The following is an 18,212-nucleotide window of genomic DNA, read 5'->3' as shown; positions in this document are numbered from 1 at the left end:
AAAAGGAGAGAGGCTCATGTATAATTTCGAATTTTCCAAGCCCGGCACCATCGACGAGGCCGTCGCGGCCCTCGGTGCCGAAGAGGCGCAGGCGTTGGGGGGCGGGCAAACCCTGCTGCCCACCATGAAACAGCGCCTCGCCGCGCCGGAGGTTCTGGTCAGCCTGACGGGGATCGACCAGATGAAGGGCATCTGCCTGTCGGACGCGGGCGAGGTCTGCATCGGCGGGGCCACCACCCACGCCACCGTCGCGGCCGAGGCCGCGGCGCATTACCCGGCCTTGGCGGCGCTTGCGGGGCGCATCGGCGACCCGGCGGTGCGCAACCGGGGCACGATCGGCGGCAGCCTTGCCAACAATGACCCCTCGGCCTGTTACCCGGCGGCGGCGTTGGGGTCGGGGGCCACGATCATCACCAATACGCGCGAGATCGCGGCGGACGACTATTTCCAAGGGATGTTCGCCACCGCCCTCGACGAGGGCGAGATCATCACCGAGGTGCGCTTCCCGGTGCCCGAGGCTGCGAATTACCAGAAATTCGTGCAGCCGGCCTCGCGCTTTGCGCTGGTGGGTGTCTTCGTCGCGAAATACGCCGACGGGGTGCGCGTCGCGGTGACGGGGGCCTCGTCCGACGGGGTGTTCCACTGGACCGAGGCCGAAGAGGCGCTGAACGGGTCCTTCACCAAGGACGCCATCGATGCGCTGTCTCCGCCCTCGGGCGACATGATCGCGGACCTGCACGGCTCGGCCGAGTATCGCGCCCATCTGGTCAAGGTCATGACAGGCCGCGCGGTCGCCGCCGCGTCCTGAACCTGCCCTTGAGACCATCACTCCGCCTCCGCCTGACACGGGCGGGGGCGTTTTCATGTCCGGTCGTTTGTCCGTTCGCGCCCGGCTTGGATCAATCGCTCAGAAGCGCGATGACGCGGTCCGTCTCGGGCCGTCTGCGGGTGCTGCGCGGGGGCCTGCACGACCAACGCGCGCCCGGTCCGGCATGACCGCCCATGCGCCTTGACGAGGGCGCCGCTGGCCAGGGCATCCTCCAGCAGGCAGAGATGGCCCATCAACAGCCCGGCGCCTGCCTTCGCCTCCTCCACCGCAAGGCTGTAGAGCGAAAACCGCGCGCCCTTCTGGTCATCGCCGAGCGGGACGCCCGCCGCCTGCGACCAGAGGTGCCAATCCTCTTGCCATGTCTGGTCATGCAGTAGCGGAAGGCGGCTGAACTCCAACGGCTTGCCAGCGCGCGCCAGAAGGTCCGGGGCGCAGACCGGCACGATCTCGTCGGGGCAGATCACACGTTGCCCCGGTGACCCGTCCGGCGTGGCGAAGAAGATCGACAGGTCGAACAACTCGCGCGACAGGCTGGGTGGGGTTTCCATCGCCGTCACCGAAAAGCTGATCTCGGGGAATTGCGCCCGGATCCGGCTGAGCCGCCGGGGCAACCAGAGCTGGGCAACCGAGGGCAGGGCGGCGATGTGGAAATCGGCATTCGGCTTGAGATTGCGCAGGGCGCGGGTGGCATCGGCCAAGCGGTCGAACGCCACGGTGAAATCTGCGACCAGCGCCCGCCCGGCGGATGTCAGCGCGACCCCCTGGGCATTGCGCCGAAACAGCGGCGTGCCTGCCCAATCCTCCAAAGTCCTGATATGTTGAGAAATCGCGCCCGCCGTGACGTTCAGCTCCTCGGCCGCGGCGGCGAAGCTGACATGGCGTGCCGCCGCCTCGAACGCCCGCATGGCATTCAGGGGAGGGCCTTTGGGTCGCTTGGGGGAAACGCTCATCATGTAGCCTTAGTTTTTCTAGCCCGAGAATTAGCAAATCTGCTTTGCGCCGTCACGCCGGCCGCGCCAGAGTGGCCCCAAACAGGAGGCCTGCAGATGACGCTTGCTCAGAGAGAATGGGTACCCAGCCCCAGCGAAACCCTCGTTCAGAAGATCGCGGGCGAAACATCCACCACCCCGTCCGCAGCGGCCCTGGCCCGGATCGAGGCGCTGGCCGAGGAAAACCGCCGCATCCACGAGAAAGAGTGTTTCAACCTCAACCCCGCGACCAACGTGATGAACCCCAAGGCCGAGGCGCTTTTGTCCTCGGGCATCGGGTCGCGCCCGTCATTGGGTTATCCCGGCGACAAGTACGAGATGGGGCTTGAGGCCATCGAAGAGATCGAGGTCATCGCGGCCGAACTCTGCGCCGGGGTGTTCGACGCGCAATTTGCCGAGGTGCGGGTGCCCTCGGGCGCGATTGCCAACCTCTACGGCTTCATGGCGACCTGCAAACCGGGCGACACGATCATCGCGCCCCCGGCCTCGATCGGCGGGCATGTGACGCACCACCTGGCGGGCTGCGCGGGGCTGTTCGGCTTGCGCACGGTCGAAGCGCCGGTCAATGCCGATGGCTACACCGTCGATCTGGAGGGCCTGCGCGCGCTGGCATTGGCCGAGCGTCCCAAGCTGATCACCATCGGCGGTAGCCTCAACCTGTTCGAGCATCCCGTCGCCGAGGTCCGCGCAATTGCCGACGAGGTCGGCGCCAGGCTGATGTTCGACGCCGCCCATCAATGCGGGATCATTGCGGGCCGCGCGTGGTCCAACCCGTTGAAACAGGGCGCACATTTCATGACGATGAGCACCTACAAAAGCCTCGGTGGCCCGGCGGGCGGCTTGATCGTGTCCAACGATGCCGAGATCGCCAAGGCGCTCGACACCATCGCCTTTCCCGGCATGACCGCGAATTTCGACGCGGCGAAAACCGCGGCGCTGGCGGTGACCATGCTGGACTGGCGCGATTTCGGCGAAGCCTATGCCGCCGAGATGATCGCCATGTCCCAGGCGTTGGCCGCGGCGCTGGACGCCAAGGGCGTTCCCGTCTTCAACGGCGCCGAGGGGGCCACGAAGTCACACCAGTTCGCGGTCCTGGCCGCGCCCTATGGCGGCGGGCAGGCGGCGTCGAAACTGCTGCGCAAGGCGGGGTTCCTAGCCTGCGGCATCGGCCTGCCGGTGGACCCGGTCGAGGGGGACATGAACGGCCTTCGGATCGGTACGCCCGAACTCGTCCGCTGGGGCATGACCGCCAGTGATGCGGATCGCCTTGCCGACCTTATCACGCGCGGCCTGGGCGGAGAGGCGATTCTGCCCGAGGTCTCGGATTGGCGCCAATCCTTCGACCGGGTTCACTTCGTGCACTAAATCAAGGGTGTATGGTGATTGGCCGGCCCACGCCGAGAGCCCCGCGCGCAAGACAGCGCGGGGTCATTCCAATGCTCTGTCGCCAAAACGCGGATGGTAAGGTGGCCGGCTTTGTCGGGCGGAAGGCGGTGGCCACTGCAAGCCATCCTCGGTCATGAGTTCCGAAAGATCGGCCTCGAAGCCGATCGTCAGCCCGCCATCGGTCGTCGTGCTGAACAGGACGGTCGCCTCAACACTGGTGAGAAGCTGCGCGCCACCCTCGTACGCGCTTCCGCCGACAAGGCCCATTTCGGCGGTGCCGGACAACTGGATGCCATCGGCCCCGGCTGGTGCGCCAAGGCCGAGGCAGATCAGAACGGGCAGGGCGGCGGATTTCATGCCAAGGCCTCCGGGATGCGACCTGCGCAGTTTATCCTGTTTTCCGACGCGGCACCACTCACCTCCGCGTCACATGGATGAAACGCAAAAGGCGCGCCGCTGCGGGCGCGCCTTGTTCGACGGTCAGCCGGGTCCAGCCGATTACTTGGACGGCCCGATCATCATGACCATCTGGCGGCCTTCCATCTTGGGCATGTTCTCGACCTTGCCGAGCCCCTCGACATCCGCCGCGACCCGCTCCAGCAATTCGCGCCCGAGACTCTGGTGCGCCATCTCGCGGCCGCGGAAGCGCAGGGTCACCTTGACCTTGTCGCCCGCCTCCAGGAAGCGGGTCACGTTGCGCATCTTGACCTCGTAGTCATGGGTGTCCGTGTTGGGACGGAACTTCACCTCTTTGACCTCGATGGTCTTCTGCTTCTTGCGCGCTTCGCTTTCACGCTTCTGCTGTTCATATTTGAACTTGCCGAAATCCATGATCTTGCACACGGGCGGCGTGGCGTTCGGAGAGATCTCGACCAGATCGAGGCCGGCCTCTGCGGCCAGATCCATCGCCTGTTCCGGCGTCACGACGCCGATGTTCTCACCCTCTGCGCCAATCAGGCGCAATTCGGGGGCACGGATCTTCTCATTCACGCGCGGGCCGGTGTCACGGGTGGGCGGCGCGTTATGGGGTCTGCGGGCTATGGTTATCGTCCTTCTGTAACCTTGGTTCGAGGCCGATAAAGTATCCTTCAACCCCCCTATGTTCAAGGCGAATTGCTAGGCGCTGGCGTGGAAAGCCGACAGCGGGGCCTTGCCGGTGTTCGCGCCTTCGCGGTTGCAGCATTGCAGACGCCGAGGGCGCCATGTAAACCTCGGCCATCGTATTGCAGTACCCATGGGGGAAAAAATGAGTCGTGCGCTGATTATTATCGTCATACTCGCCGCGCTTGGCGCGGGCGGGTATTTCCTGAGCCAGGGTCAGATGACCTCGGAAGAGATGGATGAGGCCGTCGACACCGCCGTGGAAGAAGCCGGTGATGCCGCCGAAGAGGCGGGCGATGCCGCCGACGCCGCCGCTGAAGCCGTGGAAGAAGCGGTCGAGGAAGCGGTCGACGCCGCCGGTGAGATGGCCGAGGAGGCCGCCGAAGCCGTGGAAGAGGCCGTGACCGAAGCCGAGAATGCCGTCGAAGAGGTGGTCGACGAGGTGATGGGCGAGGCTGACGAGGCCGCCGAGGCAGCCGAAGAGGTGGTTGAAGAAACCGCTGACGAGGCTGCCGCAGCCGCCGATGACGCCGCGGACGTTGCGGCGGATGCCGCCGACGCCGCCGAAGAGACCGCGGAAGACGTCGTTGATGAGGCCGCCGAGGCTGCTGACGCGGCAGAGGATGCAGCCGCCGACGCCGCCGACGAGGCGGCGGACGCCATCGACGAGGCCGCCGATGAAACGACCGAAGCCGCGGCTGAGGCTGCTGCCGAGGGCGCGGATGCCGTGGAAGGGGCCGCTGACGCGGTCGCCGAGGAAGCCGCCGAAACCGAGGCCGCTGCCGAAGCCGTCGCGGCCGAGGCCGGTGACGCCGACATGGCCGAGATCTTCAGCGTCGACGGGTTCGACTACGACGCCGCCATCGAGGCGGTCGAGAACTCGGACCTTGGCCCGGTCGCGCAAACGACCGCCCGCACCGCGCTGGAAGGCGCCCGCGACAACCCGGATCTTCTGCCGGGCGCGCTGGAAACCGTGCGCGGTCTGCTCGGTCTCGACCAGTAAACCCTTCGGGCGGCTTGCAACGGCGGGCCGCCCGCCAGGCGAAAAGAAAACCCCCGCGGCCCAAGGCCAGCGGGGGTTTTTGTTTGTTTCCGGCGCGTTGCCCGGTGTCGTTCAGTCGAGGAACGCCTTTTCAACGACGTATTGCTTGGGCTGCGAATTGGCGCCTTCCTCCAGCCCGTATTCTTCGAGCATGTCCTTCAGTTCGAGGTTGAAGGCGAGGTTGCCGCAGATCATCGCGCGGTCGGTTTCGGGGTTCAGCGGCTCGACGCCGAGGTCGCGGAACGCCTCGCCCGAGCGCATCAGGTCGGTGATGCGGCCCATCTTCGCGCTCTCCTCGCGCGTGGTGGTCGGGTAGTAGCGCAGCTTGTCGGCGAAACCCTCGCCGATCAGTTCGGCCAGCAATTCGTCCTGCCGGATCGAGTCGATCAACTCCTTGCCATATTGCAGCTCGCCCACTTCGCGGCAGGTATGGGTGATGATGACCTCGTCGTAATCCTCGTAGGTCTGCGGGTCGCGCAGGAGGCTTGCGAAGGGCGCAAAGCCGGTGCCGGTGGCAAAGAACCAGATCCGCTTGCCCGGCAGCAGCGCGTCATGCACCAGCGTGCCGACAGGCTTGGGCCGCAGGATGATCTCGTCCCCGACCTCGATATGTTGCAGGCGCGAGGTCAGCGGGCCGTCCGGCACCTTGATCGAGTAGAACTCCAACTCGTCGTCCCAGGCGGGAGAGGCGATGGAATAGGCGCGCAGGATCGGTTTGGACTTGCCGGTTTTCGGGTCGGGATCGCCCATCAGGCCGATCATCACGAACTCGCCCGAGCGGAACCGCAGCGAGGCGGGCCGCGTGCACCGGAAGCTGAACAAACGGTCGGTCCAATGCTTCACTTCGGTGACGGTCTGGGCGTCGGGAAGGGCGGGTTTGGCCTTGGCGGGTGCGGCTGCGTCGATGTCTTTCACGGGATTGGGCTCGCTCGTTTGGGAACAGTGAGGGCTTAGCCCTTGGGCCTGGCGCTATCCTTGATCTGGATCAGGGGCGGCGTGGCGTCAACCGGCAGCTTGGCCGCGCAACCGCCCCTGGTAGTCGTTTGCACGCCAATCGGCCCGGGCCAGCCATTGCGCTTCGGGCTGCCGGGCGGCCAGCGCCGCGTCGATCTCGACCTCGTCAAAGCCCGCGCGGCGCGCCATGGCGTATTGATCGGCCAGCACATGCCCGAAGGCGCGCAGCGTCCCGGTATAGCCCATGGCGCGCAGGCGCCGGGCAAGGGTGAAGCCGCGCCCATCCGCAAAACTCGGGAAGGCAATGCGCAGGATCGAGATGTGACCCAGATGCGGCGCAAGCGCGGCCACGTCGTCGGAGGGGCCGATCTCGACAGCCGTTGCGCCGCCCGGGCCAAGCTCGGCCAGGGGGGCAAACGTATGGGTCACGCCATCGGCGGCAAAGCCATCGTCGCGCACGATCACGGTTTCGGTCATCTGATCTGTCCTTTCCTTGGGCGTCAGGATGCGTGCCGCAACGGGCCGCGCACGATCTTTCCATCCACGAAATGGATACCGCATTCCTCTTTCCCGGTGCCGCGCCAGCGCCCGGCGCGCGGGTCTTCGCCTTGTGCGACGGGGGTGGTGCAGGGCGCGCAGCCGATTGACGGAAAACCGCGCGCGACCAGCGGATGCCGGGGCAGGTGGTTGTTGACCATGTAGTCCTGCACGTCCTCGGCCCGCCAATGGGCCAGCGGGTTCACCTTGATCCGCGCGGCCCCCTCGGCCTCGAAGAACTCCAGCGCGGACCGCTGCCCGCCCTGGAACCGTTTCCGCCCGGTAATCCAGGCGTCGAACGGCGCGAGGGCATGTTCCAGCGGCTCGGTCTTGCGCAGGGTGCAGCAGGCGTCGGGATCGGTCCGGTGCAGGTCGCCCTGCGGGTCAATCGCGGCAATCCGCGTCCGGCTGGCCCGGATCACGCGCAGATCCTGCAAGCCGAGGTGGTCGGCCACCTCGCGCTGGTAGTCGAGCGTTTCGGGAAACAGCATCTCGGTATCGATGAACAGGACCGGCACTTGCGGGTCGATCACGGCAACCATGTGCAACAAAACCACCGACTCCGCCCCGAAGGACGAGACCAGCGCGACACGGCCCGTATCGGCATCGGCAAGCGCGCGTTCGACAACGGAGGTGGCGGAGTGGTGTCGGTATCGCTCGTTCAGGCGCGTCACCCGTTGGGGCACGGGCGAAAACGCGACGGGCTCAGGCAGCATCGGCACTGTCCTTTTCCAGATCGTATAGCGCGCTCCTGAACAGGTCGGACCCTATCCGATTATGCACCTGCAGAAAAGTCTCCTGCGGGGTCTCACGCAAGGACAGATAGGCACGAACCAGCCGTTCGATCGCATCCACGATCTCGTCATAGGCAAAGCCCGGCCCCGCCCGTTCGCCGATCACGGCGTCGGGTCCGCCATCACCGCCAAGCGTGATCTGGTAATTCTCCACCCCGGCTCGGTCGAGGCCGAGAATGCCGATATGCCCGACATGGTGATGCCCGCAGGCATTGATGCAGCCCGAAATCTTGATCTTCAGCGGGCCGATTTCATGCTCCAGCTTCAGCTCCTCGAACCGTTTGGCGATCTGCTGCGCGACCGGGATCGAACGCGCGGTGGCGAGGGCGCAGTAATCCATGCCGGGGCAGGCGATGATGTCGGAGACCAGCCCGACATTGGCGCTGGCCAGCCCTGCCTCGCGCAGCGCATCGTGGATCGCCTTGAGGTGTCGGCGCGGCACATGGGGCAGGATGACGTTCTGTTCGTGGCTGATGCGCAATTCGCCATGGCCGTAGCGCTCGGCCAGATCGGCGAGGACGCGCATCTGCTCAGCCGTGGCATCGCCCGGCGTCTCCCCCGGCGCCTTCAGCGAGACGGTCAGGATCGCGTAGCCGGGGGCGCGGTGCGGGGCGGTGTTGGTATCGACGAAGGATCGAAAGACCGGGTCGCCGTGATACCACGCAGGGACATCGCCCTCGGCATCCGTCTCGAAGGTGGGCGGGGCGAATTGCGCGGTGATGGCGGCCAGCATCTCTTGATCGATGCCGCCGAACAGCGCCTTGCGGGCCGGAAATTCAGCCTCGACCAGATCGCGGATTTCCTCCAGCCCGTGTTCATGCATGGTGATCTTGATCCGCGCCTTGTACTTGTTGTCGCGCCGCCCCAGCAGGTTGTAGGTCGCCACGATGGCTTCGAGATAGGGCAGAAGGTCGGGCAGGGGCAGGAAGTCGCGCAGCACCTTGCCGATCATCGGCGTGCGGCCCAGCCCGCCGCCCACCAGCACCTGCGCGCCCAACTCTCCGTCCTGCCGCACGAGGCGCAGGCCGATGTCATGGGCGGCCGTCACCGCGCGGTCCTCGGGGCTGCCTGTGACCGCCAGCTTGAACTTGCGCGGCAGGAACTGGAATTCGGGGTGGTCGGTCGACCATTGCCGGATCAGCTCGGCCACCGGGCGCGGGTCGGCCACCTCGTCGGCGGCAGCACCGGCGAAATGGTCGGCGGTCACGTTGCGGATCGTGTTGCCGCTGGTCTGGATGGCGTGCATCCCCACATCGGCCAGCGCGTCGAGGATGTCGGGCACATCGGCCAGCTTGGGCCAGTTGAACTGGATGTTCTGGCGCGTGGTGAAATGGCCATAGCCCTTGTCCCACCGCTCGGCGATCATGGCGAGCTGGCGCATCTGCTCCGCCGACAGGGTGCCATAGGGGATCGCGACCCGCAGCATGTAGGCATGGAGTTGCAGGTAAAGCCCGTTCATCAGGCGCAGGGGCTTGAACTCTTCCTCGGTCAGGCTGCCGTCAAGGCGGCGCTCGACCTGCGCGCGGAACTGGGCCACGCGCGACCGGACGAAATCGCGGTCGAACTCGGTATAGCGATACATCGGGGATCTCCTGTCGCGGCTCAGGCGGCCTGTTGTTTGCCGTGCGGGCGGTTCGACGGCCCGCGGGTGCGAAACGCTTCGCGGAAATGGGTGGGTTCGGGACCATGCGGGCCGGATTGCGCATCGGCGAGGTAGGGGCCAACCACCTCGTGACCGCGCGCCTCGGCATCCAGCAGGTGCAGGTCGGCGCTGGCCTGATCCTCGATCAGCAGGGCCTCGGACATGTGCCGGGTCCAGGACCCGTCGGGGGCAAGCCAGACGGCATCGCCAAGCAGCAGGTCGTTCGCGGTCAGCACCTTGGGGGTGAAGGGGCGGGGCATCAGGCAAGCTCCTCTTGCAACTGGGGCAGGCGGGCGACGGCGGCGCGGGGGGCAAGGCCCAGCATCAGGATGACCGGGCCGTCGGGCGCGGCGGCCTCCAGATCGGCGGGAAGGTCGGCCAGGGTCGAGGCGATCACGCGGGCCTCGACGCGGCTGGCGTTCTCCACCGCCGTGACCGGCGTATCGGGGCTGGCCCCATGCATCAGCAGACGGCCCTGCAGGAACCGCGCCCCACGCGCGCCCATGTAGATCGCGGCGACCATCCCGGGCCGTACCAGCCCGCGCCAGTCCTGCTCGGCAAAGCCCTTCACGTCATGGCCGGTCAGCAGCCGCAGGTCCGAGTTGCGGCCCCGCTTGGTCAGGCTCTGGCCCAGTTGCGCGGCGGCGGCGCTGGCCGCCGTGATGCCGGGGCAGATGGCCCAGTCGATGCCGGCGGCATTCAGGGCGTCCAACTCCTCGTCCAGCCGTCCGAAGACGCCCGGATCGCCCGATTTCAGGCGCACCACATGGGCACCTTGGGCAGCGTGCTCGACCATGAGGCGGCCGATCTCCTCCTGCGACATGGCGGGGCCAAAGCCCTTCTTTCCGGCGTTGATCAGCACCGCTTCGCGCCGGGCAAGCTCGAGGATCGCGGGGGAGACCAGCCGGTCGTGGATCACGACATCGGCCTCGTCCAGCAATTTCCGCGCCTTCAGCGTCAGCAGGTCCGGGTCGCCCGGCCCGCTGCCGACAAGGTCCACATGCCCCGTCGATGGCTTGGCCGCCAGGTGGTCGTCCAGCAGGTCTTGCAAGGTTCGGGGGAGGGCATCCGCGCCGTTTTGCACCAGCGCGCGAGGGCCGGCGCGGTCGTAGTACGCGGCCCAGAACTCCCGCCGCGTGCGACCCATGGGCAGCGCCTCGGCAGCCTTGCGAAAGGCCTGGCCGGCCCGCGCCAGCACCCCGAGGTTTGTCGGCAGGTGGCTTTCCAGATGCGCCTTGATGCGGCGGGCCAGGACCGGGGCCGCGCCCTCGGTCCCGATCGCCACGGTCACCGGGTCGCGATCGACCATCGCGGGCGTGATGAACTGCGAGGCATTCAGATTGTCGACCCAGTTGACCAGCGCGCCATCGGCGCGGGCGAGGGTGGCCACGCGCGCATCCTCGGCATCGTCGTCATTGGCGGCGTAGAACAGCCGTGCACAGAGCGCATCGCCCGGCTCGACCGCGCGCCGCACCAGCGCGATCCGTCCTTCGCGGGCCAATTCGATCACCTCGTCCGCGGGATCGGTCGCGAAAACGGTCAGGCGTGCGCGCGTCTTCATCAGCAGGCGCAGCTTGGCCAACGCCGCCTCGCCACCGCCCGATACCACGACACGGGCACCGTCGAGGTCTAGGAAGATCGGGAAATGTCGCATGGCGAACCTCGAAGCTGTGTTTCGCCACGAAGATAGAATAATTTCCTAACCGGCGGCAGATATCCCTTGCGAAAAGGGACGTTCGTTCCGTATCTGGGTCGGGTCAGGATCACCGTTCCAATCAGGTCAGGAGGCCGGAATGCCCGTTCAGATCGATGCGCTCGACAGGAAAATCCTCGCCGCGCTGCAAGAGGATGCCAGCCGGTCGCTGGAGGATATCGCGCGCGTGGTGGGCTCGTCCAAGACGCCGGTCTGGACCCGGATTCGCAAGCTGCGCGAGGCGGGCGTGATCGGGCGGCAGACCGTTTTGCTGGATGCCGACGCCTTGGGGCTGGAGGCCTGTTTCTTCGTCCTGATCCGCACCTCCGAGCACGAGGCCGAGTGGCAGACCCGCTTTCTCGAAACCCTGCGCGCCCATCCCGAGGTGATGGAGGCGCACCGGCTGGCGGGCGATATCGACTATATCCTCAAGGTGCGGGTGCCCAATGCCCGCGCCTATGACCGCTTTTACCAGGCGCTCATTTCCGAGGTGAAAATCCACAACGTGACCGCTCTCCTCAGCATGGAGGAGATCAAGGCGTCGCCGCTTTTGCCCCTGGACGCCGAGCTTTAGCCGCGCTCGAACCGGTCGCGGTTGCGGCAATAGGCGGGTGGAAAGTCCAGCTCGATGGCGTGGGCCTGAAGGCGGCGGCACTCTTCATGGTGGGTGCAGGTCGAGCAGCGCATCACCATGTCGCGAAACTGGTAGGCGGCTTGAACCGGCCCGGTTTCGAACCCCGATTCCAGATCGACCCCCAGCCGGACGGCCATGCCGGTTGCCAGTTCATTGGCAGAGTCGAGTTTACGAAACAGTCCCATCGCGCGGCTCCTTGCCATTTTGGGTTGGCGCAGCTTGGGACGGCGCAACGCCGCGCGCCTTGATCGGGATCAAGGCGCGGCCGGCGTGGATTTTACCTCGGTGTCGACGGTCGCACCGGCCTCCAGTGTCTTGTGCACGGGGCACCGGTCAGCGATGTCGCGCAATCGGCGGCGCTGGTCGTCGCTCAGATGCCCCTCCAGCGTGATGATCCGGGTGAACCGGTCTAACGGGGTGTGGGCACTGGCGTCCTGCGCATGCACCCGGTCGTGGCGCACATCGACCGACACATGGGTCAGCGGCCAGCCCTTGCGCCGCGCATACATGCGGATGGTCATGGAGGTGCAGGCGCCCAGACCCGCGGCGAGGAACTGGTAAGGGGTAAAACCCCGGTCGGTGCCGCCATAGCTGCGAGGCTCATCCGCCAACGCATGGTGGATCGGCCCGGCCATCACGTCTTGCAGGAAGCCGTCCGGGTCGGCCTCGGAGACGCGGGTGATGCCCTCGGGGGCGCCGGGCGGCGGGGCCGGGGGCGACAGCGCAAGGTAGCGCTGCGCCCAGCTTGCAATGACACCGGCGGCATATTCTGCATCGCCGGCCCGCGTGATCAGGTGGTCCGCATCGTCGAGCGTGACGAAGCTTTTCGGGTGCTTGGCGGCCATGAAGATCCGTGTGGCGTTGTCGATCCCCACCACCGCGTCGCGCGGTGCATGCAGGACGAGCAGGGCGCGTCCCAGATGCGCGATGTCCCCGGCAATCGCCTCGCCCTGCACGTCTTCGACAAAGCCGCGCCCGATCTGCACGGGCCGCCCGCCCAGATCCACCTCGCCCGCCCCGTCGCGTTCGATCCGCTCCAGCGCGTCGCCGAAATTGTGGGTGACATGGGCCGGGTCGAAGGGCGCGCCGATGGTTACGACTGCCTTGGCCAACGGGATGCCACGCGCCGCCTTCAGCACCGCCGCACCCCCCAGCGAGTGGCCGATCACCAGACCCGGGGCCATGCCACGCTCGGCCAGCGCCGCGGCTGCCGCGTGCAAGTCGGCCACGTTCGAGGTGAAGGAGGTATTGCGAAATTCTCCTGCGCTGTGGCCCAGCCCGGTGAAATCGAAGCGCAGAACCGCGATCCCCTCGGCGGCAAGACGTGCCGCGATGCGCCGCGCCGCCACGATATCCTTGCCGCAGGTAAAGCAATGCGCAAACAGCGCCGTGGCCAGATGCGGCCCCTCGGGCAGGTCCAGCCGCGCGGCGAGCGTGTCGCCCGCATGTCCGGGAAAGGTCAGTTTTTCGGTGGGCATGAACGCGCTCCTTCAGTCCGGCAGAGCATGTGTGCAGTCGCCTCGGGTCGCAACCCGAAGCCGGGTTCGGTCACGCGGTCGTGTCGCACCGTGCGGTGTCGAGTCGGTCTAGGCGCTGCCCATGAGCGCCGCGTCGAACGGATAGCGCGTCAGGGTCTCGTATCCATCCTCGGTGATCAGAACCTGATCCTCCAGCTTGATGCAGAAATCGCCGCCCTCTTCGCCCACCAGCGCCTCGACGCAGAAGGTCATGCCGGGTTCCACCTCGTAGTCGAAGGCGCCTTCGACGTAGTGGTCGGGATAGGCGATCAGGGGCCATTCATCGCACAGGCCCACACCGTGGAAGCGGCAGGAATACTTGCGCGCGTCGTATTTCGGGGCGAGCTGGTGGCCGCCGAATGTCAACTCGCGGAACGAAACGCCGGGGCGCAGCAACGCCATGTTGGTCATGATGTGCTCATGGGCATGCTGCATCGCCTCGACCATGTCGGGGCGAGGACGGTCGGGGCCGACCCACCAGGTGCGCGAGATGTCGATGCAGATGCCATAACAGCCGATCAGGTCGGTATCGAAGGCCACGATCTCGTTCTCCTGCACCCGGCGCGGCCCGCATTCCTGGAACCACGGGTTGGTGCGCGGCCCCGAGGCCAGAAGGCGCGTTTCGATCCATTCCCCGCCGCGGCGGATGTTCTCGGCATGCAGCACGGCCCAGATATCGTCCTCGGTCAGGCCGGGCTGGCAGGCATCCTCCATCGCGGCGACCGAGGCCTCGCAGGCATGGCTGGCGCAGCGCATGGCGCGGACCTCGTCGGGGCCCTTGATCGCGCGGGCCTTCTCGGTGACCTCTTCGCCATCGAACAGCATCAGGCCGGCCGCCTCCAATGCGCGGGCGCCTTGCCACATGATCTTGTCCACGGCGAGCCGCGTGTTGGTACCCGCATGGGTGCCGAGGATCTCGGACACTTGCCCCGCGAAGTCCGCCGCCGCCGCACCGCCGCTGTCGCCCGTGGCGAAATAGAACATCGACGCGCCCGAGCGGACCTCGGCCACCAGCGGGTTGTGATCGGCGAGAAAGGGGGAATTCTTGTAATCCCACAAGACCATGTGCCCATCGGCGCAGACGAGGCAGGCGCGGAACGGGTTGTGGGTGTTCCATAGCTGCATGTTGGTCGAGTCGGTGGCGTAGCGGATGTTGAGCGGGTCGAACATCAACACGCCTGCGTAATCGCGCTCGGCCAGACGGTCCACCAGCCGGTGCAAGCGCCAGGCCCGCATGGCGGGCAGATCGGGCAGGGTCAGGCCCGCCGCCTCCCACTCGGCATAGGCCAGCGGCGTGGGGCCGATCTCGATCCGGTCCTGGTCGTTGAGGGTGCCGTCGGGCAGGGTGACGCCCTTGGTCGGGTCGATCTTGCGCGCGGGCAGTCGATAGGCTTCATTCATGGCGCACCTCCCTCACGCGCATGGCGGCGATGGGGAAAATCCTGCGAGGGTCATACTGGCCCGGCGCGCCAATTCGCGGCAAGAAAGGTCGGAAATGGGTGACCCTGTCCTGTATGAACGGCTGCCGAGCGCGCCCTGGATGACGCCGGTTGGCCGCAAGCTGCCGGGGATCGCACCGCTCGACATGGCGGAATGGCTGGTCACGGACGAAGCCTATGGCGGGCAGATGGCGCTGCGCGACCGGCTGATCGCCGAGGCGCGCGGCCGAGTCTGGGCCGAGACGCCAGGGTCTGAGGCCGCGTCGGCGGAGCTGCTGGAAACGGTGCTCGCCCACCTGCCCAAGGGGTTTTCACGGCGGGGCGAGACGGTCACGCGGCCGGATGGCGTGGCGGTGGACCTCGCCTCCGACACGCCGCTGGTGGTCGCGGCGCGGTTGGTGCAGGAGGATCTGTGCTTGCTGCAAAAGCCGGATGGGGCCGATGAGCATGTCCTGACGGCGGCGGTTCTGTGTTTCCCGGCCAGTTGGACGCTGGCCGAGAAGATCGGCCGCCCGCTGACAGCGATCCATATCCCCGTGGCGCAATATGACGACGGCATCGCGCCGCGGGTGCAGCGCCTGTTCGACGGGATCAAGCCGGGCCGGCCGCTGTGGCGGCAGAACGCGTTGCTTTATGCCGACCCGACGCTGTTTCAGCCCGCGACCGAGGCGCAACCGCGCGTCACGCCGACAACCCGGCCCGACTACCTGCGCTCAGAACGGCAATGCCTGTTGCGCCTGCCGCGGACGGGGGCGGTGGTGTTCTCGATCCACACCTATGTCCTGCCCTTCGAGCGGTTGACGCCCGAGCAGCAGGCGGAGCTTGCGCGTCACCCGATCGACTACGCGGGCCGGTCGGTCTGAGCGGGGGGCTTGCCGCGCGTCTCGGCCTTCGGCCTGCGATCTGCGACGGCGGTGGCAGCGCTGACGCGCTGCGGTTGGGCTTTTCTGCCAGGGTTGCGCGTTGGGGCGGGCCGGGACGGGGGCTCTGCCCCCGCGCGCGCGTTGCGCGCTCCCCCGGAGGTTTTTTTGCCAAGATGAAGGGGCGGGTCAGGCCTTGAAATGCTTGGAGAGCTTCAGCCCCTGGCCCTGGTAGTTCGAGGCCAGATCGGCACCGTAGAGATGCTCGGGCGCCTCGGCCATGCGTTCGTAGACGAGGCGGCCCACCACTTGCCCGTGTTCCAGCACGAAAGGGGCCTCGTGGCAACGCACTTCGAGAACGCCCCGCGCCGGGATGCCGTGACCGAAACCCGGGTCGAAGAAACCCGCGTAATGCACGCGGAATTCGCCGACCATGGCGAGATACGGGGCCATCTCGGCGGCGCAATCGGGCGGGATGGTCACCGCCTCGCGGCTGACGAGGATGTAGAAGGCACCCGGGTCGAGGATGATGCGGCCGCGGTCGCTGCGGACCTCTTCCCAGAACTCGGCCACGTCATGGGCGCCGATTTGCGTCAGGTCGATCACCCCGGCATGGGGCTTGGCGCGGTAGCCGACCAGCGTCCCGGTCTCGGGCTGAAGATCGACCGAGAAGCCGAGCCCGTCGTCGATCACGGCGCGGTCGGTGCCGGTGACCAGCGGGGTGTCGGCGTGACGGTTGCGCAATTCGTCGTCGTCCAGCACCGCCTCGCCCCGGCGAAAGCGGATCTGGTTCAGCGCAAGGCCGGGCTTGACCAGCACCGAGAAGGAGCGCGGGCAGATCTCGGCATAGAGCGGGCCGGCATAGCCCGGCGCGATGCGGTCGAACTCGGTCCCGCCATCGGTGATGACCCGGGTCAGGCAATCGACCCGGCCGGTGGAGCTTTTGGCATTGGCGACGGCCGAGACACCGGCGGGCAGGGCAAGCCGCTCCATCAGCGGGACGACATAGACGCAGCCCTTTTCCAGCACCGCGCCCTTGCTCAGGTCCATGCGGTGCATCTCGAATTCCGGCAGGCGGTCGGAGAGCTTGTTGCCTTCGCCCGCAAGAAAGGACGCGCGGACGCGGTAGGCCACCGTCCCGAGCCGCAGATCGAGGGAGGCGGGCTGGATCTGCCCGGCCGTGACGGCGGGATCGGCCGCGATTTCGCCCGCGTCGATCATGGCGCGCAGGCGGTGGTCGGGCAGCACTCCGGAAGCGGTGTCGGTCATGGCAGGCCTCTCGTTCCTGGGCGTTCGGCCCGGGCGTTCGGATTGGGCAAGAAAAAACCGCCCAACCCCGGAGGGCAAGGCGGTTTTTCCATGGTCGGGCTAGCAGGACTTGAACCTGCGACCTTCCGTCCCCCAGACGGACGCGCTACCAGGCTGCGCCATAGCCCGACGTGAGGGGTGTTCTAGCGATTTTGAGCCGGGGCGCAAGGGGGCCAAGAGCGGCTTGCGGCAGTTTTCCGGCGGGGCTGCCAGACGGGGTCAAAGCTCTGCCGGGGGCGTTTCGAGACGCTGCTGCAAGCGGCGCATCGCGGCCAGTGTTTCCGCGGGCACCGGCCTTGTCGTTGCAAGCTGTGCCAGCCGGTCCAGCGCGTCGGCGGGGGTGAGATCGGGCTGGTCCGGCTTCGGCGCATCGGTGTCCGGTGCGATGGTGTCGGATGGGGCAGGGGCGTCGTCTTGCCCGGCGACTTCGGTCGGGGCCTCGGCAGCGGCCTGGTTCTCGACGCTGTCTTCTGGCGCATCGGGCGCGCCCATTTCGACCGGCGCGGGTTGCGGCGTGTCGGCGATGCCGCTTTCTGCTGGCGTTTCAGTTGGGGCAGGGCTTGCAGGCTCAGGCGCGGTCTGGGGCGGCAGGTCGAGTTCGGGTTCGGATTCGGGCGCCAAGTCGGGCTCCGGTTTGGATTCGGTCGCGGGGCCGTCGTCGGCGGATGGCTCCGCCCCGGCTTCTGCGATCTCGGCCCCGGCATCGCTCTGCCATGCCGTCTCTTCGGCGATGCCCTCGATGGGTTCGCTGGGGCCTTGCGACTCGTCCGGCGACGGGGAGAGCGCCATGACCGCGGCGACACCTTCTTCGCGGATCATCCGTTGCGCGCCGCGGATCGTCATGCCCCGGTCATGCAAGAGCACCTTGATCCCGCCCACCAATTCCATGTCCGCGGGCCGGTAATAGCGCCGACCCCCGGCGCGTTTGACCGGGCGGATCTGGCTGAATTTCGATTCCCAGAAGCGCAGAACATGAGGGGCGACGCCGAGCCAGTCGGCGACTTCACGGATGGTTCGAAACGCATCGGGGGATTTGCTCATGGGCCTGTCCTGTCCCCGGGTCCTGCACTGATCCTCGTGTCACGGTCGGGTTTGGCCCGACCTGTGCGCTGTCTTGTCCGGCCGGCTCAGGCCTTGTTTCCGGCCGCCACGCGATCCTTCATCAGGTGCGAGGGGCGGAAGGTCAGCACGCGGCGCGGGCTGATCGGAACCTCTTCGCCGGTCTTGGGGTTGCGGCCGACCCGGGCCGATTTCGACCGGACCGAGAACGTACCGAAGGACGAGATCTTGACCTGTTCGCCCTCGACCAGCGCGTCGGACATCATTTCGAGCACACGTTCGACCAGTTGCGCGCTTTCGTTGCGCGACAAGCCCACTTCGCGGAACACCGCTTCGGACAGGTCCATCCGGGTCAAAGTCTTGCCAGCCATTCCGTTCACCCCCCGCCTTGGTTGCCTACCAAGATGCGGGATGCGATTTCTCAAGTC

At 67.0% G+C, this 18,212-nt stretch carries 20 protein-coding genes and 1 tRNA gene; 5 read left to right on the top strand and 16 right to left on the bottom strand.

The window, feature by feature from the left end; genetic code table 11:
* The first annotated feature begins 16 nt into the window (after window positions 1-16).
* A complete protein-coding gene (locus ABD923_RS15310; protein ID WP_259552708.1) occupies window positions 17-808 on the top strand; it encodes an FAD binding domain-containing protein in 792 nt (263 codons plus the stop codon).
* Between the two features lie 53 nt (window positions 809-861).
* On the opposite strand, the gene ABD923_RS15305 is transcribed toward ABD923_RS15310, so the two are convergent.
* A complete protein-coding gene (locus tag ABD923_RS15305) occupies window positions 862-1,734 on the bottom strand; it encodes a LysR substrate-binding domain-containing protein (RefSeq protein ID WP_259552709.1) in 873 nt (290 codons plus the stop codon).
* 141 nt (window positions 1,735-1,875) lie between these two features.
* On the opposite strand from ABD923_RS15305, the gene ABD923_RS15300 reads away from it, so the two are divergent.
* Window positions 1,876-3,183 (top strand): serine hydroxymethyltransferase, encoded by a 1,308-nt coding sequence (locus ABD923_RS15300; RefSeq protein ID WP_259552715.1) that lies wholly within the window; start codon window positions 1,876-1,878, stop codon window positions 3,181-3,183.
* Between the two features lie 63 nt (window positions 3,184-3,246).
* Here ABD923_RS15300 and ABD923_RS15295 read toward each other — a convergent pair whose 3' ends face one another.
* Window positions 3,247-3,561 carry a hypothetical protein gene (locus ABD923_RS15295; protein WP_259552717.1) on the bottom strand — a complete coding sequence of 105 codons (315 nt, stop codon included), beginning with the start codon at window positions 3,559-3,561 and terminating at the stop codon, window positions 3,247-3,249.
* A 141-nt stretch (window positions 3,562-3,702) separates the two neighbouring features.
* Complete coding sequence (gene infC, locus ABD923_RS15290; protein WP_259552722.1) at window positions 3,703-4,194, bottom strand: translation initiation factor IF-3; 492 nt, start codon at window positions 4,192-4,194, stop codon at window positions 3,703-3,705.
* Between the two features lie 256 nt (window positions 4,195-4,450).
* Between infC and ABD923_RS15285 the strand changes: the two genes are divergently transcribed.
* The gene (locus ABD923_RS15285) at window positions 4,451-5,308 is read left to right on the top strand and encodes a translation initiation factor 3 (RefSeq protein WP_259552731.1); all 858 of its coding nucleotides are present in this window, start codon (window positions 4,451-4,453) and stop codon (window positions 5,306-5,308) included.
* A gap of 111 nt (window positions 5,309-5,419) precedes the next feature.
* Here the strand turns inward: ABD923_RS15285 and ABD923_RS15280 are convergent, their stop codons facing one another.
* The 6 genes from ABD923_RS15280 to cysG all read right to left on the bottom strand — a co-directional run bounded on the left by ABD923_RS15280 (window position 5,420) and on the right by cysG (window position 10,928).
* Window positions 5,420-6,262, bottom strand: a complete 843-nt coding sequence (locus ABD923_RS15280; RefSeq protein ID WP_310796436.1) for a ferredoxin--NADP reductase — start codon at window positions 6,260-6,262, stop codon at window positions 5,420-5,422.
* A gap of 87 nt (window positions 6,263-6,349) precedes the next feature.
* Window positions 6,350-6,778 carry a DUF934 domain-containing protein gene (locus tag ABD923_RS15275; protein ID WP_259552732.1) on the bottom strand — a complete coding sequence of 143 codons (429 nt, stop codon included), beginning with the start codon at window positions 6,776-6,778 and terminating at the stop codon, window positions 6,350-6,352.
* Window positions 6,779-6,801: 23 nt separating this feature from the next.
* Window positions 6,802-7,554 carry a phosphoadenylyl-sulfate reductase gene (locus tag ABD923_RS15270; RefSeq protein ID WP_259552740.1) on the bottom strand — a complete coding sequence of 251 codons (753 nt, stop codon included), beginning with the start codon at window positions 7,552-7,554 and terminating at the stop codon, window positions 6,802-6,804.
* Window positions 7,544-9,214 (bottom strand): nitrite/sulfite reductase, encoded by a 1,671-nt coding sequence (locus ABD923_RS15265; RefSeq protein WP_259552741.1) that lies wholly within the window; start codon window positions 9,212-9,214, stop codon window positions 7,544-7,546. The genes ABD923_RS15270 and ABD923_RS15265 overlap by 11 nt, the downstream gene beginning before the upstream one ends.
* Window positions 9,215-9,234: 20 nt before the next feature.
* Window positions 9,235-9,534 (bottom strand): DUF2849 domain-containing protein, encoded by a 300-nt coding sequence (locus ABD923_RS15260; RefSeq protein WP_259552744.1) that lies wholly within the window; start codon window positions 9,532-9,534, stop codon window positions 9,235-9,237.
* Window positions 9,534-10,928 (bottom strand): siroheme synthase CysG, encoded by a 1,395-nt coding sequence (gene cysG, locus ABD923_RS15255; RefSeq protein WP_259552746.1) that lies wholly within the window; start codon window positions 10,926-10,928, stop codon window positions 9,534-9,536. Before cysG ends, ABD923_RS15260 begins: the two co-directional genes overlap by 1 nt.
* A 139-nt stretch (window positions 10,929-11,067) precedes the next feature.
* On the opposite strand from cysG, the gene ABD923_RS15250 reads away from it, so the two are divergent.
* Window positions 11,068-11,541, top strand: coding sequence for an Lrp/AsnC family transcriptional regulator (locus ABD923_RS15250; protein ID WP_259552749.1), 474 nt, complete (start codon window positions 11,068-11,070; stop codon window positions 11,539-11,541).
* Here ABD923_RS15250 and ABD923_RS15245 read toward each other — a convergent pair.
* From ABD923_RS15245 to dddP, 3 genes are all read right to left on the bottom strand, one after another.
* Window positions 11,538-11,786 carry a DUF6455 family protein gene (locus ABD923_RS15245; RefSeq protein ID WP_259552752.1) on the bottom strand — a complete coding sequence of 83 codons (249 nt, stop codon included), beginning with the start codon at window positions 11,784-11,786 and terminating at the stop codon, window positions 11,538-11,540. The genes ABD923_RS15250 and ABD923_RS15245 overlap by 4 nt on opposite strands.
* A 69-nt stretch (window positions 11,787-11,855) precedes the next feature.
* Entirely contained in the window at window positions 11,856-13,079 is a 1,224-nt protein-coding gene (locus ABD923_RS15240) for a bifunctional alpha/beta hydrolase/OsmC family protein (RefSeq protein ID WP_259552754.1), read from the bottom strand.
* Window positions 13,080-13,187: 108 nt separating this feature from the next.
* A complete protein-coding gene (gene dddP / locus ABD923_RS15235; protein ID WP_259552756.1) occupies window positions 13,188-14,519 on the bottom strand; it encodes a dimethylsulfonioproprionate lyase DddP in 1,332 nt (443 codons plus the stop codon).
* Window positions 14,520-14,613: 94 nt separating this feature from the next.
* On the opposite strand from dddP, the gene ABD923_RS15230 reads away from it, so the two are divergent.
* On the top strand, window positions 14,614-15,420 hold the full coding sequence (locus tag ABD923_RS15230; RefSeq protein WP_259552763.1) for a heme-dependent oxidative N-demethylase family protein: 807 nt from the start codon (window positions 14,614-14,616) through the stop codon (window positions 15,418-15,420).
* Window positions 15,421-15,606: 186 nt separating this feature from the next.
* Here ABD923_RS15230 and ABD923_RS15225 read toward each other — a convergent pair whose 3' ends face one another.
* From ABD923_RS15225 to ihfA, 4 genes are all read right to left on the bottom strand, one after another.
* The gene (locus ABD923_RS15225) at window positions 15,607-16,686 is read right to left on the bottom strand and encodes a 2'-deoxycytidine 5'-triphosphate deaminase (RefSeq protein ID WP_259552778.1); all 1,080 of its coding nucleotides are present in this window, start codon (window positions 16,684-16,686) and stop codon (window positions 15,607-15,609) included.
* 91 nt (window positions 16,687-16,777) lie between these two features.
* A tRNA-Pro gene (locus tag ABD923_RS15220) sits at window positions 16,778-16,854 on the bottom strand.
* 90 nt (window positions 16,855-16,944) lie between these two features.
* On the bottom strand, window positions 16,945-17,766 hold the full coding sequence (locus ABD923_RS15215) for a MerR family transcriptional regulator (RefSeq protein WP_259552780.1): 822 nt from the start codon (window positions 17,764-17,766) through the stop codon (window positions 16,945-16,947).
* An 86-nt stretch (window positions 17,767-17,852) separates the two neighbouring features.
* A complete protein-coding gene (ihfA, locus tag ABD923_RS15210; protein WP_222187043.1) occupies window positions 17,853-18,155 on the bottom strand; it encodes an integration host factor subunit alpha in 303 nt (100 codons plus the stop codon).
* Window positions 18,156-18,212: the final 57 nt, after the last annotated feature.

This window comes from [Roseibacterium] beibuensis (assembly GCF_039542305.1).
Taxonomy (GTDB): Bacteria; Pseudomonadota; Alphaproteobacteria; order Rhodobacterales; family Rhodobacteraceae; genus Roseibacterium; species Roseibacterium beibuensis.
The sequence above is the reverse complement of the archived record's forward strand: the minus strand, read 5'-3'. Positions and strand labels throughout refer to the sequence as shown.

What these genes read in the sequence shown, in the direction of transcription:
- ABD923_RS15310 (WP_259552708.1), top strand. Translation starts at nt 17, where the DNA reads ATGTATAATTTCGAATTTTCCAAGCCCGGCACCATCGACGAGGCCGTC.
- dddP (WP_259552756.1), bottom strand. Translation starts at nt 14,519, where the DNA reads ATGAATGAAGCCTATCGACTGCCCGCGCGCAAGATCGACCCGACCAAG.
- ABD923_RS15270 (WP_259552740.1), bottom strand. Translation starts at nt 7,554, where the DNA reads ATGCTGCCTGAGCCCGTCGCGTTTTCGCCCGTGCCCCAACGGGTGACG.
- ABD923_RS15285 (WP_259552731.1), top strand. Translation starts at nt 4,451, where the DNA reads ATGAGTCGTGCGCTGATTATTATCGTCATACTCGCCGCGCTTGGCGCG.
- ihfA (WP_222187043.1), bottom strand. Translation starts at nt 18,155, where the DNA reads ATGGCTGGCAAGACTTTGACCCGGATGGACCTGTCCGAAGCGGTGTTC.
- ABD923_RS15300 (WP_259552715.1), top strand. Translation starts at nt 1,876, where the DNA reads ATGACGCTTGCTCAGAGAGAATGGGTACCCAGCCCCAGCGAAACCCTC.
- ABD923_RS15260 (WP_259552744.1), bottom strand. Translation starts at nt 9,534, where the DNA reads ATGCCCCGCCCCTTCACCCCCAAGGTGCTGACCGCGAACGACCTGCTG.
- ABD923_RS15250 (WP_259552749.1), top strand. Translation starts at nt 11,068, where the DNA reads ATGCCCGTTCAGATCGATGCGCTCGACAGGAAAATCCTCGCCGCGCTG.
- ABD923_RS15305 (WP_259552709.1), bottom strand. Translation starts at nt 1,734, where the DNA reads ATGCGGGCGTTCGAGGCGGCGGCACGCCATGTCAGCTTCGCCGCCGCG.
- ABD923_RS15215 (WP_259552780.1), bottom strand. Translation starts at nt 17,766, where the DNA reads ATGAGCAAATCCCCCGATGCGTTTCGAACCATCCGTGAAGTCGCCGAC.
- ABD923_RS15225 (WP_259552778.1), bottom strand. Translation starts at nt 16,686, where the DNA reads ATGACCGACACCGCTTCCGGAGTGCTGCCCGACCACCGCCTGCGCGCC.
- ABD923_RS15245 (WP_259552752.1), bottom strand. Translation starts at nt 11,786, where the DNA reads ATGGGACTGTTTCGTAAACTCGACTCTGCCAATGAACTGGCAACCGGC.
- ABD923_RS15275 (WP_259552732.1), bottom strand. Translation starts at nt 6,778, where the DNA reads ATGACCGAAACCGTGATCGTGCGCGACGATGGCTTTGCCGCCGATGGC.
- ABD923_RS15240 (WP_259552754.1), bottom strand. Translation starts at nt 13,079, where the DNA reads ATGCCCACCGAAAAACTGACCTTTCCCGGACATGCGGGCGACACGCTC.
- ABD923_RS15295 (WP_259552717.1), bottom strand. Translation starts at nt 3,561, where the DNA reads ATGAAATCCGCCGCCCTGCCCGTTCTGATCTGCCTCGGCCTTGGCGCA.
- ABD923_RS15265 (WP_259552741.1), bottom strand. Translation starts at nt 9,214, where the DNA reads ATGTATCGCTATACCGAGTTCGACCGCGATTTCGTCCGGTCGCGCGTG.
- ABD923_RS15230 (WP_259552763.1), top strand. Translation starts at nt 14,614, where the DNA reads ATGGGTGACCCTGTCCTGTATGAACGGCTGCCGAGCGCGCCCTGGATG.
- cysG (WP_259552746.1), bottom strand. Translation starts at nt 10,928, where the DNA reads ATGCGACATTTCCCGATCTTCCTAGACCTCGACGGTGCCCGTGTCGTG.